The sequence below is a fragment of the Streptomyces sp. NPDC019396 genome (assembly GCF_040632375.1).
In the GTDB taxonomy this organism is placed as follows: domain Bacteria; phylum Actinomycetota; class Actinomycetes; order Streptomycetales; family Streptomycetaceae; genus Streptomyces.
Genome location: NZ_JBEYBS010000006.1, coordinates 39680 through 56325 on the forward strand (window position 1 = coordinate 39680; position 16646 = coordinate 56325).

General features: G+C 70.8%; 15 protein-coding genes. 5 read left to right on the forward strand and 10 right to left on the reverse strand.

All coding sequences use genetic code 11. The annotated features are described in order from the left end of the window. Positions 1-28: 28 nt before the first annotated feature. From ABZ532_RS08690 to ABZ532_RS08700, 3 genes are all read right to left on the reverse strand, one after another. On the reverse strand, positions 29-688 hold the full coding sequence (locus tag ABZ532_RS08690) for a hypothetical protein (protein WP_361280525.1): 660 nt from the start codon (positions 686-688) through the stop codon (positions 29-31). Positions 689-818: 130 nt separating this feature from the next. Then, positions 819-3953 carry a glycoside hydrolase family 38 C-terminal domain-containing protein gene (locus ABZ532_RS08695; RefSeq protein WP_361280527.1) on the reverse strand — a complete coding sequence of 1045 codons (3135 nt, stop codon included), beginning with the start codon at positions 3951-3953 and terminating at the stop codon, positions 819-821. A gap of 11 nt (positions 3954-3964) precedes the next feature. Continuing rightward, positions 3965-5293 carry a 6-phospho-beta-glucosidase gene (locus ABZ532_RS08700; protein WP_361280528.1) on the reverse strand — a complete coding sequence of 443 codons (1329 nt, stop codon included), beginning with the start codon at positions 5291-5293 and terminating at the stop codon, positions 3965-3967. 95 nt (positions 5294-5388) lie between these two features. On the opposite strand from ABZ532_RS08700, the gene ABZ532_RS08705 reads away from it, so the two are divergent. Next, entirely contained in the window at positions 5389-5832 is a 444-nt protein-coding gene (locus tag ABZ532_RS08705) for a YchJ family protein (RefSeq protein ID WP_361280530.1), read from the forward strand. A gap of 8 nt (positions 5833-5840) precedes the next feature. On the opposite strand, the gene ABZ532_RS08710 is transcribed toward ABZ532_RS08705, so the two are convergent. Continuing rightward, complete coding sequence (locus tag ABZ532_RS08710; RefSeq protein WP_361280531.1) at positions 5841-6290, reverse strand: hypothetical protein; 450 nt, start codon at positions 6288-6290, stop codon at positions 5841-5843. A gap of 184 nt (positions 6291-6474) precedes the next feature. On the opposite strand from ABZ532_RS08710, the gene ABZ532_RS08715 reads away from it, so the two are divergent. Beyond that, positions 6475-7479, forward strand: coding sequence for a helix-turn-helix domain-containing protein (locus tag ABZ532_RS08715; RefSeq protein ID WP_361280533.1), 1005 nt, complete (start codon positions 6475-6477; stop codon positions 7477-7479). On the opposite strand, the gene ABZ532_RS08720 is transcribed toward ABZ532_RS08715, so the two are convergent. Together ABZ532_RS08720 and ABZ532_RS08725 are read right to left on the reverse strand one after the other, a co-directional pair. Further along, positions 7437-7694 carry a hypothetical protein gene (locus ABZ532_RS08720; protein ID WP_361280534.1) on the reverse strand — a complete coding sequence of 86 codons (258 nt, stop codon included), beginning with the start codon at positions 7692-7694 and terminating at the stop codon, positions 7437-7439. The genes ABZ532_RS08715 and ABZ532_RS08720 overlap by 43 nt on opposite strands. 168 nt (positions 7695-7862) lie before the next feature. After that, a complete protein-coding gene (locus tag ABZ532_RS08725; RefSeq protein WP_361280535.1) occupies positions 7863-8930 on the reverse strand; it encodes an ATP-dependent DNA ligase in 1068 nt (355 codons plus the stop codon). 61 nt (positions 8931-8991) lie between these two features. Between ABZ532_RS08725 and ligD the strand changes: the two genes are divergently transcribed. Beyond that, on the forward strand, positions 8992-10002 hold the full coding sequence (gene ligD, locus ABZ532_RS08730; protein ID WP_361280536.1) for a non-homologous end-joining DNA ligase: 1011 nt from the start codon (positions 8992-8994) through the stop codon (positions 10000-10002). Between the two features lie 24 nt (positions 10003-10026). On the opposite strand, the gene ABZ532_RS08735 is transcribed toward ligD, so the two are convergent. Beyond that, complete coding sequence (locus tag ABZ532_RS08735) at positions 10027-10515, reverse strand: hypothetical protein (protein WP_361280537.1); 489 nt, start codon at positions 10513-10515, stop codon at positions 10027-10029. A gap of 282 nt (positions 10516-10797) precedes the next feature. On the opposite strand from ABZ532_RS08735, the gene ABZ532_RS08740 reads away from it, so the two are divergent. Together ABZ532_RS08740 and ABZ532_RS08745 are read left to right on the forward strand one after the other, a co-directional pair. Continuing rightward, entirely contained in the window at positions 10798-11097 is a 300-nt protein-coding gene (locus ABZ532_RS08740) for a WhiB family transcriptional regulator (protein WP_361280538.1), read from the forward strand. Positions 11098-11152: 55 nt separating this feature from the next. Continuing rightward, positions 11153-12556 (forward strand): SDR family NAD(P)-dependent oxidoreductase, encoded by a 1404-nt coding sequence (locus ABZ532_RS08745; protein WP_361280539.1) that lies wholly within the window; start codon positions 11153-11155, stop codon positions 12554-12556. Positions 12557-12580: 24 nt separating this feature from the next. On the opposite strand, the gene ABZ532_RS08750 is transcribed toward ABZ532_RS08745, so the two are convergent. The 3 genes from ABZ532_RS08750 to ABZ532_RS08760 all read right to left on the reverse strand — a co-directional run bounded on the left by ABZ532_RS08750 (position 12581) and on the right by ABZ532_RS08760 (position 16379). After that, positions 12581-13555, reverse strand: a complete 975-nt coding sequence (locus ABZ532_RS08750) for an acyl-ACP desaturase (protein ID WP_361280541.1) — start codon at positions 13553-13555, stop codon at positions 12581-12583. Positions 13556-13742: 187 nt separating this feature from the next. After that, positions 13743-14519 carry a dimethylargininase gene (gene ddaH, locus ABZ532_RS08755; RefSeq protein ID WP_361280542.1) on the reverse strand — a complete coding sequence of 259 codons (777 nt, stop codon included), beginning with the start codon at positions 14517-14519 and terminating at the stop codon, positions 13743-13745. Between the two features lie 219 nt (positions 14520-14738). After that, positions 14739-16379: an ATP-binding cassette domain-containing protein gene (locus ABZ532_RS08760; protein ID WP_361280543.1), complete on the reverse strand. Its 1641-nt coding sequence runs from the start codon at positions 16377-16379 to the stop codon at positions 14739-14741. Positions 16380-16646 lie beyond the last annotated feature (267 nt).

A 16646-nucleotide genomic window follows, 5' to 3' on the forward strand; every position in this document is an offset into this window, starting at 1 on the left:
ATCGCCGGGACGGGACCGGACGGCCTTGTCACGACGCGTCCTCGGGGGCAGCCGGGTCCTCGCGGAGCAGCTCGCTCGCCCCCAGCACGTCGGGCAGCAGCGCGGCCAGTCGGGCGACGAGGGCGGGCAGGTCCGGTACGTCGGGCATCGGGTGGTAGAGGAAGAGGATCTCATCGCCGCCCAGCGAGACGGCCGGTGCCCCCAGCGCCAGCAGCCGTTGAGGCAGCCGCGCGGACTCCATGGGCCCCGCGACGGCGTTGACGTCGGAGGCGACGGGTACGTACAAGGCGTTGCCGGGCACGGGAAGACCCGTGTGGGCCGCGCTCCAGCTTCGTTCCAGGCGCAGCATCGGGTACCTCCGAGGGAGCCGGAAGGACACCGAGAGCCAGTGCAGCCCCCGCCGCTGCTCGAGTCTCTGGAGACGTGCCACCGTGACCTCGTGACCCTCGTACGAACCGTGCAGCACCCTGGCGGGAAGCCCGTCGACCAACGGGAAGTGATAGAGATATCCGCTCCATCGACCGGCTGACCGGTCATGGAGCTCCCACCCGGGCGCGGTCGCGAGTTCGCGCATCGCGCGGTCCGCTCTGGTCACGCGCCGGAAATGGCCTGTCTCCCGTGTCAGTCCGATCACGATCGGAAGCGCCATCACGGCGATCACCATGATCCAGCCCACGTACCCGCCCATGTGCTACCCCCTTTGCCGAGCTGCGGCCCCCTCGGTGCCTTCCGCCCTACTTCCCGTGGGCCGGGTCCACCACACGCGGTGAGGGCCCTTGAAGACCCCCTTGACGACCCCCTTGACGAAGGCACCCTGATCAGCGGCGGCCCAGGCGCAGCGTCATGATCTGGAAGGGCCGCAGTGCCACCGACACAGCGTCGTCCTCGACGGTGAGCCGCGGCTGTTCCGGCAGCGGGCGCTCCAGCAGATCCGTGATCACCGCGCTCGCGGCGGGGAAGCCGGTGCGCAGGGTGGTCGTCGTCCGCCCGCCCAGCGACTCGTAGAGCCGCACCACCACATCGCCCGACCCGTCGTCGGCGAGCTTCACCGCCTCGACCAGGGCCGCCGGCCCGTCCGTGGTGACGACGGGCGGCACGGCCGCACCGCCGGGGCCGATCCTCAGCGGCAGGTTCAGGGCGTAGCCCTCGGCGATCGTGTCCTCGATCGTCGCACCCGGCAGCAAGGAGTAGGTGAACTGATGCGGCCCCTGGTCGGCCCCCGGGTCCGGCACTCGCGGCGCGCGCACCAGACTGAGCCGTACGGTCGTGGTCGTACCGCCGTCCTTCTCCCGGGTGGTCCGGGAGACGTCGTGGCCGTAGGTGGCGTCGTTGAGGAGCGCGACGCCGTAGCCGGATTCGCCGATGTGCACCCAGCGGTGCCCATAGACCTCGAAACGCGCGTCCTCCCAGCTGGTGTTGGTATGGGTGGGCCGGTGCACATGACCGAACTGGATCTCCGCCGTGGACCGGTCGGCGTGCACGTCGAGCGGGAAGCCGGCCTTGAGGATCTTCTCCTTCTCGTGCCAGTCGATCTCGGTGGCGATGTCGATCCGGCGGCTCCCGGCCCGTAGGGTCACGGTCTGCACGATCCGCGAGCCCTGGCCGAACGACCGCTCCACACGCAGCGACCCGAGCAGCGGATCGCTCTCGGCGGCCGTGACCACCACGCCTTCCAGAAGATCCGTCCAGCGGTGCCGGTAGTGCTTGTCGATGTCCCAGGCATCCCAGTAGTTCGGGAGATCCGTGTGCAGCCGCAGCAGATTGCCCCGGCCGTCCGGTGCGAGCACCTCGCGGTCCGCTCCCAGATCGCGCACGGAGGCGAAGGTGCCGTCGTCCGCCAGCTGGACCCGTACGAGTCCGTTGTCGAGGATCTGGTGGCCGATGACCCTGACCGGTGGCAGCGCGGGCACGCCCGCTGCCACGGGCGCGCAGCCCGCGGCGGGCACGTCGGCGAGGACGGCGATCGTGCCGTCCGACAGCCGGGGCAGCCCGGGGTCGAACACGCCCGCCAGTGCGGATGGCACCCGCACCACCTCCGACCGTGGCCGCGGACCCGCGTTGTACGCCCAGACCTCCAGCGGGCCCGTCCCACCCACGGCCTCCAGCGCCTGCGCGGTCAGCGCGTCGAGCTCCGCCGCGACCCGGGCGTACTCCTCCTCCGCCTCCCGGTGCACCCACGCGATCGACGAGCCGGGCAGGATGTCGTGGAACTGGTGCAGCAGCACCGTCTTCCAGAGCCGGTCGAGATCCGCGTACGGATACGTGTAGCCGGGCACCCGCAGCGCTGCCGCCGTCGCCCACAACTCGGTCTCGCGCAGAGCGTGTTCACTGCGGCGGTTGCCCCGTTTGGTGCGGGCCTGGGTGGTGTACGTGGCCCGGTGCAGCTCCAGATAGAGCTCGCCCGACCACACCGGAGCGTCCGGGTACTCCGCCTGCGCCGCGGCGAAGAATGCGTTGGGGTGCTCGATCACGACCTTCGCCGAGCCCTCCAGATCGGCCAGCCGCCGCGCCCGCTCCAGCATCTCCCGGTTCGGGCCGCCTCCGCCGTCGCCGTGGCCGAACGGTGCGAGCGAGCGCGTACCGCGTCCCTTCTCCTGGTAGTTGCGCACCGCGTGGGCCAGCTCCCGCCCGGAGAACACGGCGTTGTAGGTGTCCACCGGCGGAAAGTGGGTGAAGATCCGCGAACCGTCGATGCCCTCCCACCAGAAGGTGTGGTGGGGCAGCTTGTTGCTCTGGTTCCAGGACAGCTTCTGGGTGAGGAACCACTTCATCCCGGCGAGCTTCGCGAGCTGCGGGAACGCGGCCGTGTAGCCGAAGGAGTCGGGGAGCCACACCCCCTCCGTCTCGATCCCGAAGGCGTCGAGGAAGAAGCGCTTGCCGTGGACGAACTGGCGGGCCAGTGCCTCGCCACCGGGCAGATTGCCGTCGGCCTCCACCCACATGCCGCCGACCGGGGCCCACTGCCCCCGCTTCACCGCCTCCTGGATACGGGCCCACACCTGCGGGTGGCCGTCGCGCACCCAGGCGTACTGCTGCGCCTGGGAGCAGGCGAACACGAACTCCGGGTACTCCCGCGCCAGAGCGGTGGCGTTGGCGAAGGTCCTCGCGGCCTTGCGCCTGGTCTCGCGGATCGGCCAGAGCCAGGCGGTGTCGATGTGCGCGTGCCCGACGGCCGACAGGGTGTGCGCACCGGCGTGCGCGGGCGAAGCCAGGGCGGGCGCGAGCACGGTGCGCACGGCCGCGGCCGTGCCGGGGACGTCGTCCAGATCGAGCCGGTCCAGGGCCCGGTCAAGGGTGTGCAGGATCTCGTGCCGGCGCGGATCGTGCTCGTCGAGCTCCAGCATCAGTTCCCGCAGCACCTGCACGTCCAGGGACAGATGCCAGACCTCCTCGTCGAGCACGGCGAGATCGGCGCGCGCGAAGGTGTAGAGCGGATCACGACACGCGGTGTGCCTGTCGCCCATCGCGGTTGGGCGGCGGAAGCGGTCGGCGAGGATGTCCGGGTTGGAGGCGGCCTCGATGAGGTACGCGACCCGCTCCCCACCGGCCGCGGGCGAGGCGACGGGGACGTACTGGTTCTGCGGGTTGACCGCCTTGAGCGGGGTGCCGTCCGGCAGATGCACCAGAGCCTCCGCCTGGTTGCCCGGCCAGCTGCTGACGAATCCCAGGTCGAACCACGCCTCCACCCGGCGGCCCGCCCAGTCGGCGGGCACTTCACCCCGCACCCGGAACCAGGTGGTGCCCCAGGGAGGGCCCCAGGGCGTGCCCATCGCGAAGGGCTCGAAGTCCGTGTCCCGTACTCGCTCGAGCACCTGCCCGAGCGGCACCGGTTCGTCCGGCACCTGCCAGGACTCGACCGTCAGCGGCACGGCGGCCGAGTGGACCAGGGGCCGGATCCGCTGCTCAAGTACCCGCTCCACGCGCTGCTCGATCCTGGGGCGTTCGTCGTGCATCGGACAGACACCTACTTCCGGTTGAGATAGGCGAGGCCGGGGTGCTGCTGGGTGTAGCCGTCGACAAGACGGCGGGCGACGGCGACGGAGTCGACCAGTGGGTGCAGGGCGAAAGCCTTCACGGCGGTGGCGCGTGAGCCGCTGTCCGCCGCCGCGAGCACCTCCCGCTCGACGGCCTTGACCGCGGTGACCAGGCCGACCGCGTGACCGGGCAGCGGGTCGACCGCGTAAGGGTGGGCGCCGTTCGCGTCGACCAGGCAGGGCACTTCGATCACGGCGTCCTGGTCGAGCTCCGAAAGGGTGCCGCGGTTGCGGACGTTGAGGATCAGCGTGGCGCGCTCGTCGCGGGCGATGGCGCGCATGAGCGCCAGTGCCACCTGTTCGTACCCCCCGGAGCCGAGGTCGTCGGCGGCGCGCTCACCGGCGCCCGCCACGTCGCGGCTGCCTGCCATGTAGGTGGCCTCGCGCTCGGACCGGGTCGCATCCCAGCTCTTGAGGGACGGGTCCGCGTAGAAGGCGGCCTGCTGGTCGCGCAGGAAGGCACCGCGGGTCCGCACGGCCGAGCGGTAGGCCTGGACGGTCTCGCGGTTGAAGTAGTAGTAGTGCAGGTACTCGTTGGGGACCGCTCCCAGCGAGCGCAGCCATTCGGCGCCGAACAGCCGCCCCTCCTCGAAGGAGCCGATGGCTTCGGAGTCGGCCATCAGCCGCGGAAGCTGGTCCCGCCCGGCGACCCGCAACCCGCGAAGCCAGCCGAGGTGGTTGAGGCCGATGTAGTCGATCCACGCCTCGCCGGGTGCGGCGCCGACTGCCCGGGCGGCCCGTCGGCCGAGCCCGACGGGGGAGTCGCAGATGCCGATGACCCGGTCGCCCAGCAGCCGGGACATCGCCTCGGTGACCAGCCCTGCCGGATTGGTGAAGTTGATGACCCAGGCATCCGGTGCGAGCGCGGCGATCCGCCGGGCGTAGCCCATCGCGACGGGTACCGTCCGCAGCCCGTACGCGATCCCGCCCGCGCCGGTGGTCTCCTGGCCCAGCACTCCCTCGGCGAGCGCGACGCTTTCGTCCGTGGCCCTGCCGTCGAGGCCGCCCACCCTGATCGCGGAGAACACGAAGTCGGCGCCGCGCAGGGCGTCGTCCGCCTCCGTGGTCGCGATGACGGCCGGCGCGTCGGGGAGGCCGGACGCCTGCTCGGCCAGCACACCCGCGATGGCGGTGAGCCGGGACGGGTCCGGGTCGTACAGAGTGACCTGGGTGACCCGGCCATCGCCGCGGTCGCCGAGCAGCGCTCCGTACACCAGTGGCACCCGGAATCCGCCACCGCCCAGAATCGTCAGCCTCATACTCCGACCGCCCTCATGCCGTACGCCTCTCTCTAGCGTTCCCCGTCTCGCCACGCTGTCACTTCCGTGACAGGCGCGCACGGCACAATGGGGCCATGGCCCGACGTACCACCCGCCCCGCAAGTCCCTCGCTCCCCGCCGATTCGCCGTGCCCCTGTGGGCTGGCCGCTTCGTACGGCGCGTGCTGCGGACGCTTCCACAGCGGTCAGGACACCGCTCCGACGGCCGAACTGCTGATGCGCTCCCGCTACAGCGCCTTCGTCGTGCGCGACCAGGCCTATCTGCTGCGAACCTGGCATCCCACCACCCGCCCGGCGTCCGTGGACTTCGACCCGGCGATGCGCTGGAGCGGCCTGGAGATCCTGGAGACGGCTGACGGCAGTCTTTTCCATGCCACGGGAACCGTCACGTTCGTGGCCCGCTACACCCACGGTGGCACGCCGGGGGCGCTGCGCGAGCGCAGCCGGTTCGCGCGTTCCGACGGTGCCTGGGTGTACGTGGACGGCGCCTTCGGGGATTCCGAGGACACCGACGCCTGAGTGGCCGGTCAGACGCTGGTCGTCGACCCCGGCCGTACGATCATCAGGACGGTGACCGTGGCCCACAGAAGGTTGAACACCCCTGTGTACATGGCAAGCCGTCTGGTGTCCGCGATTCCCGCCGGCCCGGTCAGGATCGTGCTCTGACGTGGCAGCACCAGCGCGGCGAGCACCGCCGCGGCCCCGGCGGTCAGCAGCATCGAGATGATCAGCCAGGTGTCACCGAGCACTCCGAGGCTGTTGGCTGTGGCGATACCGAACACGGGGACGGCTACGCCCACGACCGCGTACACCCGGCAGACACGGTGCAGGTTGAGCAGCACCGCCCGACCGCGCTCGTCGTCGGGGGCGGCGATCACCTCGCGTGCCGCTGCGGGGAACATGCTCGCGGCCACGGTGACCGGGCCGATGGCGATGATCGCGGCCAGCACATGCACGATGAGAAGGATCTTGGGCATGGGCCGACGCTAGCGGCGGATGCCCAGGGCGGAACAGTGGCGAGAATGCCAGTTCCCAACGGATTCCCGCCAGGCCTCCGTGCGGCCGTTCCGCGACCGTCACGGCACCGCCGGCGCAAGGGGGAGCGCCTGGCGGCCGCTCGTCGTCGCTGGCGGGAATCCGGCTGTCGCCTACCTTGTGGTCATGCACACGGTGGCCGTACTCGCCCTCGAAGGCGTCATCCCCTTCGATCTGTCCACCCCGGTCGAGGCATTCGGCCGGGCGCGCCTGCCGGACGGCCGTCCCGCCTACCGGGTGCGGGTCTGCGCCCCGGAGCGGGAGGTCGACGCCTGCGACTTCACCCTCCGGGCGCGCTGGGGGCTGGAGGCGCTCGCCGACGCGGACACGATCATCGTGCCGGGCCGCGCCGACCCGTCGGCGGCGGTGGGCCCGGAAGTGGCCGGCGCCCTGTGCGCGGCCGCCGCGAACGGCACGCGCATCGCCTCGGTGTGCGTGGGCGCCTTCGTCCTCGCGGCGACCGGACTGCTCGACGGTCTGCGGGCCACCACCCACTGGCTCGGGGCGGCCGAACTCGCCCGGATGTACCCGAGGATCGAGGTGGATCCCGACGTCCTCTATGTCGACAACGGTCAGTTCCTGACCTCGGCGGGGGCCGCGGCCGGACTCGACCTCTGTCTGCACATGATCCGCCGCGACTACGGCTCGGCGGTCGCCGCCGACTCCGCCCGTCTCGCGGTGATGCCCCTCGAACGCGAGGGAGGACAGGCGCAGTTCATCGTCCACGAGCACCCCCCGGCACCCGCGGGTGCGGCGCTCGAGCCGCTGCTGCGCTGGATGGAGGAGAACGCCGGTCGCGAGCTCACGCTCGCCGACATCGCCTCCTACGCGGGCGTGAGCACCCGCACGGTCAACCGACGCTTCCGGGAGCAGACCGGCACGTCTCCGCTCCAGTGGCTCCACCGGGCCCGTATCCGGCAGGCCCAGCACCTTCTGGAGACCACGGCGCACCCGGTCGACCGGATCGCCGCGCAGGTCGGCTTCGGTTCACCGACCGCTTTCCGTGAACGCTTCAAGCGCCAGGTCGGCACCAGCCCGCAGGCGTACCGCCGGGCGTTCCGCGGCGGCGGACTGACACCGCCGGGAGGTCAGAAACCTCGCCCCGGCCGCAGCACCAGCCCCGGGTTGTAGGCCGCCAGCACCTTGTTCGCCCTGGCCAGGGTGGCGAGCGCGTGCTCGCGGTCCGCCTGGTCCTCGGCGCAGAAGGGGGCGCGGAAACGACGCGCCTCGCGAGCCGCGCATTCGGCCTCGATCTCCGCCTGAAGGACGCCGAGCGGCATGCAGGACCCGATCAGTGCTGCGACCCCGTCGGGGATCGGGACGGGGACGAGGTTCGACGCGGTCACGTGGGGGTCCTTTGCTGAGGGGTGCGCCGGGGTCGCCGGGCGCGGTGGTTGTCGCCCTCTATACGTACCGGAAGGGCTTCACGGTTTGCCCTCCGGGATGTCTTATTGCTGCAACCGTTTGCCGCCGCTCCCTAGTTGCTGGTACAGGAGTGGACCACTGACCCCCGGTCAACCGGATCCTGACAACACCTCGGACAGGTCGTAGCGTACGGGCTCCTCCAGCTGCGCGTATGTACAGCTGTCCGGATTGCGGTCCGGCCGCCATCGCCGGAACTGGGCGGTGTGGCGGAAGCGGTCACCCTCCATATGGTCGTACGCGACCTCCACGACCCGATCGGGCCGCAACGCCACCCACGACAGGTCCTTCCTGCCCGACCAGCGGCTCGGAGCGCCGGGGAGCCTGGCTGACTGGTGCGCCGACTCGTCCGACCAGCGTGCCCAGGGGTGCCCCGCAGCATCTTCCATCCGCAGCGGCTCCAGCTCCGCCACCAGCTCCTCGCGACGCTTCATCGAGAACGCGGCGCAGACACCCACATGCTGGAGCACGCCGGCGTCGTCGTGGAGACCGAGCAGCAGCGAGCCGACGACCGGCCCGCTCTTGTGGTGGCGGTAGCCCGCCACGACGACGTCCGCGGTGCGCTCGTGCTTGATCTTGTACATCAGGCGCGCGTCCGGACGGTAAGGGAGATCGAGCGGCTTGGCGATCACCCCGTCCAGCCCGGCTCCCTCGTAGCGTTCGAACCATTCCGCCGCGACCGCCGCGTCCGTGGTGGCGGGCGCCAGATGGACCGGCTCACGGGCGTCGGCCAGTGCCTCGGCGAGCAGGCCGCGGCGCTCCGTCAGAGGAGTGTCCAGCAGGGAGCGGTCGCCGAGCGCGAGCAGGTCGAAGGCGACGAAGCTGGCCGGGGTGGTCTCGGCCAGCATCCGCACCCGGGAGTCGGCCGGGTGGATGCGCTCGGTGAGCCGGTCGAAGTCCAGCCGGCCCCCGTACGCGATCACGATCTCGCCGTCCATGACGCACCGCCGGGGCAGATTGCCGCGCAGCGCTTCGACCAGCTCGGGGAAGTAGCGGGTGAGCGGCTTTCCGGTACGACTGCCGATCACGACCTCCTCACCGTCCCGGTGGACGATCGCGCGGAAGCCGTCCCATTTGGCCTCGTACTGCATCCCCGGCGGGATCCCGGCCACGGATTTGGCGAGCATCGGCTTCACGGGTGGCATCACCGGCAGGTCCATAGGGTGATTGTCCGGTATGCCCGCTATGCGAGGAAAGTCGGCACGACCTACTCTGGCGGACATGGCCGCAGCGGTGGAACTGAACGTGGGGGAGCGGACCGTCCGTGTGTCCAATCCGGACAAGGTGTACTTCCCGGAGCGGGGCTACACCAAGCTCGACATGGTCCAGTACTACCTCGCCGTCGGCGACGGCATCACCCGTGCCCTGCGCGACCGCCCCACCACGCTCGAGCGCTACCCCGACGGAGTCGACGGAGAGTCCTTCTTCCAGAAGCGGGCTCCCAAGAACCTCCCCGACTGGATCCCCACCGCCCACATCACCTTCCCCAGCGGTCGCTCCGCCGACGAGCTGTGCCCGACGGAGCCGGCCGCCGTGGTCTGGGCCGCCAACCTCGGAGCCGTCACTTTCCACCCCTGGCCCGTACGCCGCGACGACACCGACCACCCGGACGAACTGCGCATCGACCTCGACCCCCAGCCGGGCACCGACTACGCCGACGCCGTCCGTGCGGCCCACGAGCTGCGTGCCGTTCTGGACGAGGCCGGACTGCGGGGCTGGCCCAAGACCTCGGGCGGCAGAGGACTGCATGTCTTCGTCCCGATCGAACCGCGCTGGACCTTCACCCAGGTGCGGCGGGCCGCGATCGCCTGCGGACGCGAGCTGGAGCGCCGTATGCCGGACCGGGTGACCATCAAGTGGTGGAAGGAAGAGCGCGGCGAGCGGATCTTCGTCGACTACAACCAGACCGCCCGCGACCGTACCATCGCCTCCGCCTACTCCGTACGGCCCCGTCCGAACGCCCCGGTCTCCGCACCCCTGCGCTGGGAGGAGATCGACGACGCTGTGCCGGAGGACTTCGACATCATGACCGTGCCCGCGCGGTACGCCGAAGTCGGCGACGTCCACGCCGACATGGACGACCACCGCTTCAGCCTGGACAGCCTGCTCGAACTGGCACGCCGGGACGAGGCCGAACACGGTCTGGGCGATCTTCCCTACCCGCCCGAGTACCCGAAGATGCCGGGCGAGCCGAAGCGGGTGCAGCCGAGCCGGGCCAAGCGTGAGAGCTGAGCCCCGCCTCCCGGTGATGGCACGTCAGCGGCGGTAGGTCTCACGGCACAAGGCCGTCAGGGTGGGGTCGGTGACCCCGTCGGACTCCTCGCAGAGATTGCCCATGCCGTACCCCGGCCGGGGTACGGGGTGCGGACGCCCGGTGTGCTGTGGAGCGCCGACCCGAGGTGGGCGCGCCTTGGCAGGGGTGCGGCGCGGGCCTGCGGGCTGTGCGCCGTGCCGGTCCGGCACCCGGCCGGGTTGCCGGGCCGCCCCCTGTCGCGGCGCCGCGTCCACGGCCCCTGGCTCCGCGCCGTCCTGCCGCGCCGCGGAGTCCTGCTCCGGTGCGGTGCTCGCGAGTTCCTCGCGCACCGACGGGCGCACGGGCGCGGGTGCCGGTGACGCCTGCGTACCGGCGTATGCCGGGGCGGCGGCCGTGCTTGGCACGGGGGGGTGCGGAGTGCCGGACACGGAGACACAGCCGGTCGCGGAGAAGAGGGCGGCGAAGGTGACGGGAATGATCCGCAGGCGCATGCGTCCAGCCTGCCGCAACCGGGGCCGTGCACGGTGGCGGCTCCCGGCGGGACCACCATGACGGGTGACCGGACGGACGTGTACCCATGACCGGACGGGCGGCCACGGGCAGCCGCACGACACGGACACGAACGTCTCGCAAGCCGAACGGCCCGGCGGTAGGGTCCCGTTGGTGTCACTGACCGTGGACGCCGTCGTACGGGCGGTGGAATTCGCGGTGGACGCCTGTTCGTTGAGCACTTGTTGACGACTTGTTTATCGCCCCCCGGCAGTGTGTGCGGCATGCCGATCAACACCACGACGACGACCGCCACCATCACCGCCATCGACACCGAACTCGAGTGGCAGGAAACGGCCCTGTGCGCCCAAGTCGGCCCCGAGCTGTTCTTCCCCGCCCCCGGTTCCTCCACCAGCGAGGCCAAGCAGCTCTGCGGAGCCTGCGAAGGACGGGTGGCGTGCCTGGAGTACGCGCTGGCGAACGACGAGCGGTTCGGGGTGTGGGGCGGTCTGTCGGAGAAGGAGCGGGGACGGCTCCGGCGTGCCCAGAACCGGGTCGGCGCGCACGCGCCGGCGCCGCGGTAGCCGCCGGGAATAACGGGGTGCCGAGCGCCGGTGCGCCTCATTACGATCGACGGGTATGACGGACCGGATCACGGACGAGGAGCTGGCGGCGTTCGCCGGCGTCGTCGGACGACTGCGAGCACTGCCCCTGGACGACCCCCGGCGGATGCGTGGCGAGGAACTTGCCGCGACCTTCGCCAGGGAGAGCCGCAACAAGCGGCGCAAGGCCGTTCGGCAGGCGCGCTCCGACGCCGATGCCGTGCTCAGCGCCGCCACCGCGACCGGCGGGCTCGACCGACGTGAGGACAGCGCGCTGGCGATGCGCGCGGGCAGTCCCGGTGACTTCCTGAAACCGCGGCACTGCTACGTCTGCAAGTCGCTGTACCGGCAGGCTGATGCCTTCTACCACCGTCTGTGCCCCTCCTGCGCCCGGGACAACGCGACCCGGCGCACCATGCGCACCGACCTGACCGGCCGCAGGGCCCTGCTCACGGGCGGGCGGGTGAAGATCGGATTCCAGCTCGCGCTGATGATGCTCCGCGACGGCGCCGAAGTGATCGTCACCAGCCGCTTCCCGCAGGACACCTTGCGCCGCTTCGAAGCCGCCGACGGCAGCGAGGAGTGGATGGGGCGACTGACCGTCGCCGCTGTCGACCTGCGTGATCCACGCCAGGTGCTCGGGCTGTGCGATCTGCTGCGCGCGGACGGCAGGCCCCTGGACATCCTCGTCAACAACGCGGCCCAGACGATACGCAGACCCCCTGAGTCCTACGCCCTGCTCGCGGCGGGCGAGGGAAGCGCACCCTCGCCCGGCGTGCTCGCCGCGCCCGGATACGCCACGGTGACGGCCGTGGCCGGGCCGTCGGGCTCCCTGGAGCTGCTACTCGCCGACGCGGGCACATCAGCAGTCACAGCGGGCACGGGGGGCACGGTGGACATCGCAGGCACGGTCGACGCAGTGGGCATGGACGAGGCCGGGCTGCTGCCCGACCCCTCCCCGGTCAACTCGTGGTCCGCGCGCATCGGTGAGCTCGACCCGTCCGAGATTCTGGAGACCCAGCTGGTCAACGCCCTCGCGCCGGCGCTGCTCTGTGACCGGCTGCTGCCGCTGCTGCTCGCCGCACCGCACCCGCGCCGCTACATCGTCAACGTCTCGGCGGTCGAGGGCCGCTTCGCCGTCCGCAACAAGACCGGCGGGCATCCGCACACCAACATGGCCAAGGCGGCACTCAACATGCTCACCCGCACCAGTGCCGGCGAACTCGCCGCGCAGGGCGTCCACATGTGCAGTGTGGACACGGGCTGGATCACGGACGAGAACCCCGCCCCGCGCAAGGCGCGCATCGCGGCGGCCGGCACCCGCACGCCGCTGGACGTCGTCGACGGCGCCGCGCGGGTGTACGACCCCATCGTGCGAGGTGAGGCGGGGGCTCCGGTGTCCGGGGTCTTCCTCAAGGACTACCAGGAGGCCGCCTGGTGACCCGAAGGGAGTCCGTGCGGCGGGTCAGCCCGCCGCACGGGCCGCCACCCGGGCCTTGCGTGCCGCCAGCTTCTCGTCGAACTTGCTGGCCTCCGCGTCCAGACCGCCCATGTAGAAGCCCAGTTCCTCCTGGGCCTTGCGGCCTTCGGGACCCAGGCCGTCGATCTCCAGCACCTTCAGGAAGCGCAGCACCGGCTGCAGCACGTCGTCATGGTGGATGCGCAGGTTGTAGATCTCGCCGATCGCCATCTGTGCCGCGGCCCGCTCGAAACCGGGCATTCCGTGTCCCGGCATCCTGAAGTTGACCACGACGTCCCGCACGGCCTGCATCGTGAGATCGGGCGCCAGCTCGAAGGCGGCGCTCAGCAGATTCCGGTAGAAGACCATGTGCAGGTTCTCGTCGGTGGCGATCCGCGCGAGCATCCGGTCGCACACGGGGTCGCCCGACCGGTGGCCGGTGTTGCGGTGCGAGATCCGCGTCGCCAGCTCCTGGAAGGAGACATACGCGACGGAGTGCAGCATGGAGTGCCGGTTGTCGGACTCGAAGCCCTCGGACATGTGCGCCATCCGGAACTGCTCCAGCTTGTCCGGATCGACCGCCCGTGAGGCGAGCAGGTAGTCCCGCATCACGATGCCGTGCCGGCCCTCCTCGGCGGTCCAGCGGTGCACCCAGGTGCCCCAGGCGCCGTCACGGCCGAAGAGCGAGGCGATCTCGTGGTGGTAGCTCGGGAGGTTGTCCTCGGTGAGGAGGTTCACCACGAGGGCGATCCTGCCGATGTCGGTCACCTTGGACTGGCTCGGGTCCCAGGGCTCGCCGTCCTCGAAGAAGCCCGGGAAGTTCCGCCCGTCACTCCACGGCACGTACTCGTGCGGCATCCAGTCCTTGGTGGCCTTGAGGTGCCGGTTGAGCTCCTTCTCCACCACTTCTTCCAGCGCGTACAGCAGCCGGGCGTCCGTCCAGGCTTCCGAACTGCCGAGATGGGGAGAGGTGATCGTCACGGGTGCTCCTGGGGACGCGGAGAGTGCTCGGGGATGCTCGGGGGGTGAGCGGGGCGTGCGGCCGCAGGCGATCCACCGCGCGCGGGCACGGATGGCTACCTACGGCTTCGTAGGTTACGAAACCGTAGGTTAAGCACACGGTCGGCCGACGGCCAAGCCCGTGTCCGTTATGTACTGTTACAGCAGGTCAGGAATGCAGGTCACGGAGCCGCACCGAGAGGCAGGTCACGCAGCCCTCGAGCTTCTCGAACTCACCGATGTCGACGAGAACCGGGTCGTAGCCGAGATCCGCGAACAATTCCGCCGTCTTCGGGGCGCTCGCCGCCATCAGCAGCTTGTCGCCGCCGAGCAGCACCACATGCGACCCCGGCTCCTCCGGCACAGGCATGAACCGGGGGAAAAGAGCGGGCTGGTCCACGAGGGGCTCGTACCCGATGACGGTGCCGTCCGGCAGCGCGGTGACGGCCGACTTCAGATGGAGCACCTTCGAGAGGGGCACGGGCACCACACGTGCGCCGAGCGGCTCGAAGGCGGCTCGAAGCTGCTGGACCCCGTCGGCGTTGGTGCGGCCACCGCGGCCCACATAGATCGTCTCGCCGACTTTGAGCACATCGCCGCCGTCGAGGGTGCCCGGCCCCCACACCCAGTTCACCGAGCAGCCGAGCCGGGCCAGGGTCTCCTCGACGGCGACCGTCTCGGGCCTGCGCGACTCTGCCCCCGAGCGGGCGATCAGCGCCACATTCCGGAACATCACCACGGTGTCCTCGACGAACACCGAGTCGGGGCAGTCGTCGGCGGCCTCGGTCTCGACCGTCTCCCAGCCGTGCCGGCGCAGGGCGTCCGCGTAGGCCTCCCACTGGGCGAGCGCCGCCGCCGAGTCGACGGGGCGACGCTCGATATGGGTGACCAGTCCCTCGGCCAGGCGCGGACTCGGGCGTCGGATCAGGGCTTTTCTGCTCGGCACGGAGTCTCCTGAGCGGGCTCGGGGCGGACGGGGCGCGCCCGCCCATCATTAGCCGCACCTGCCCGCTCGAGTAAAGACCCGTACCGGTACAGCCGCGAGGTGAAGCCGTGACGTGACACCCGGACTGCGCGATGCGCACCCGCACGGCGCGACCCGCACGGTCCGCCGGACGCACCGCCCTCGCGCCGTTCCGGCGCCCCTCGGGCCGGCTCGCGCCCGCTACTGCGCCGCCGGGTCCGCCCACACCTCCTCCCGGGTCGTGGGTCGCAGCTCACCGTCGAGCAGCAGCCAGCGAGTGATCCCCAGGGCATCCAGGAACCGGACATCGTGACTGGCCACGATCAGCGCACCCTCGTACGCCTCCAGTGCCGCCGTCAGACTGCGCACACTCGCCATGTCCAGGTTGTTCGTCGGTTCGTCCAGCATCAGCAACTGCGGGGCGGGCTCCGCGAGCAGCAGCGCGGCCAGCGCGGCCCGGAAGCGCTCGCCGCCCGAGAGCGTGCCCGTGGCGCGGTCCGCCCGCGCCCCCTTGAACAGGAACCGCGCGAGCCGCGCCCGGATCGCGTTGTCCGTCGCCGCGGGGGCGAAGCGGGCCACGTTCTCGACCACGCTCAGCTCGTCGTCGAGCACATCCAGCCGCTGTGGCAGGAAACGCCACGGCACCTGCGTCTCCACCTCGCCGGCGACCGGATCGAGTTCCCCCGAGATCGTGCGCAGCAGTGTCGTCTTCCCTGAGCCGTTGCGACCGACGAGGGCGATACGTTCCGGGCCGCGCAGCTCGAACCCACCCGCGATCCGCGTGCCGTGCGCGAGCTCCACGTCGGTCAGCCGCAGCACCCCCAGGCCCGGATGCACCTTGGTGCAGGGCAGCTCGATACGGATCTCGTCGTCGTCACGCACCGCCTCCGCCGCCTCGGCGAGCCGTCCCTTCGCTTCGTCGAGCTTCCCGGTGTGCATGATGCGGTGCTTGCCCGCCGATACCTGGGCCTGCCGCTTGCGCTCTCCCATCACCACCTTGGGTTCGCGTTTGCTGTCGTACATCTTCTGCCCGTAGCGCTTGCGGCGGGCCAGCTTGATGTGGGCATCGGCCAGTTCCCGCTTCTGACGTTGCACGTCGGCCTCCGCGACGCGCACCATGCGCTCGGCGGCCTGTTGTTCCACCGCCAGGGCGCCCTCGTAGTCCGAGTAGCCGCCGCCGTACCAGGTGACCTCCCCCTCGCGGAGATCGGCGATCTGGTCGACCCGTTCGAGGAGTTCACGGTCATGGCTGACCACGATCATCACCCCGGACCAGGACTCCACCGCCTCGTACAGCCGGCCGCGTGCGTACAGATCCAGATTGTTGGTGGGCTCGTCGAGGAGCAGCACGTCCGGGCGTGCCAGCAGCAGGGCCGCCAGTCGCAGCAGGACACTCTCGCCGCCGGACAGTTCACCGATGGTGCGGTCGAGTCCCACGCGGCCGAGCCCGAGCCGGTCGAGCGTGCCGCAGGCCCGCTCCTCCACGTCCCAGTCGTCGCCGACGGTGGTGAAGTGCTCCTCGCGGGCATCCCCGGACTCGATGGCGTTCAGGGCGGCGCGGGTGGCCGCGATCCCGAGCGCCTCGTCGACGCGCAGCGCCGTGTCGAGCACCAGGTTCTGCGGTAGATAGCCGACCTCACCGGCCACGCGCACCGAGCCCTCCGCAGGAGTGAGCTCACCCGCGAGCAGCCGTAGCAGGGTGGACTTCCCGGAGCCGTTGAGACCGATCAGACCTGTCCTGCCGGGTCCGGCCGCGAGGTGGAAGTCCTCGAAGACCGGGGTGCCGTCGGGCCAGACGAAGGACAGCGAGGTGCAGGTGATGGAAGTAGCAGAAGTAGACATACGGGTCTCCCTGTTGCGGTGGAAGGAGGGTGAGCAACGGGTGAGACACCGGTCGGGCAACGCGGGAACCCTGGTCCGGAGAAACGGGACGATACGGCTCGTACGCCGAGGTCGCACACGGCACGCGGGCAAAAGCCGCGTCGCACGGTGTCTCAAGACCTCAGACGAGCAACGTCCTTCTCCGATCAGTGACAACAGGGACGATGAGGAAGCTACGCCCGGGCGGGCGGCCGGGCAACCGAATTAACCGGGCAGCCGGGGACCGGG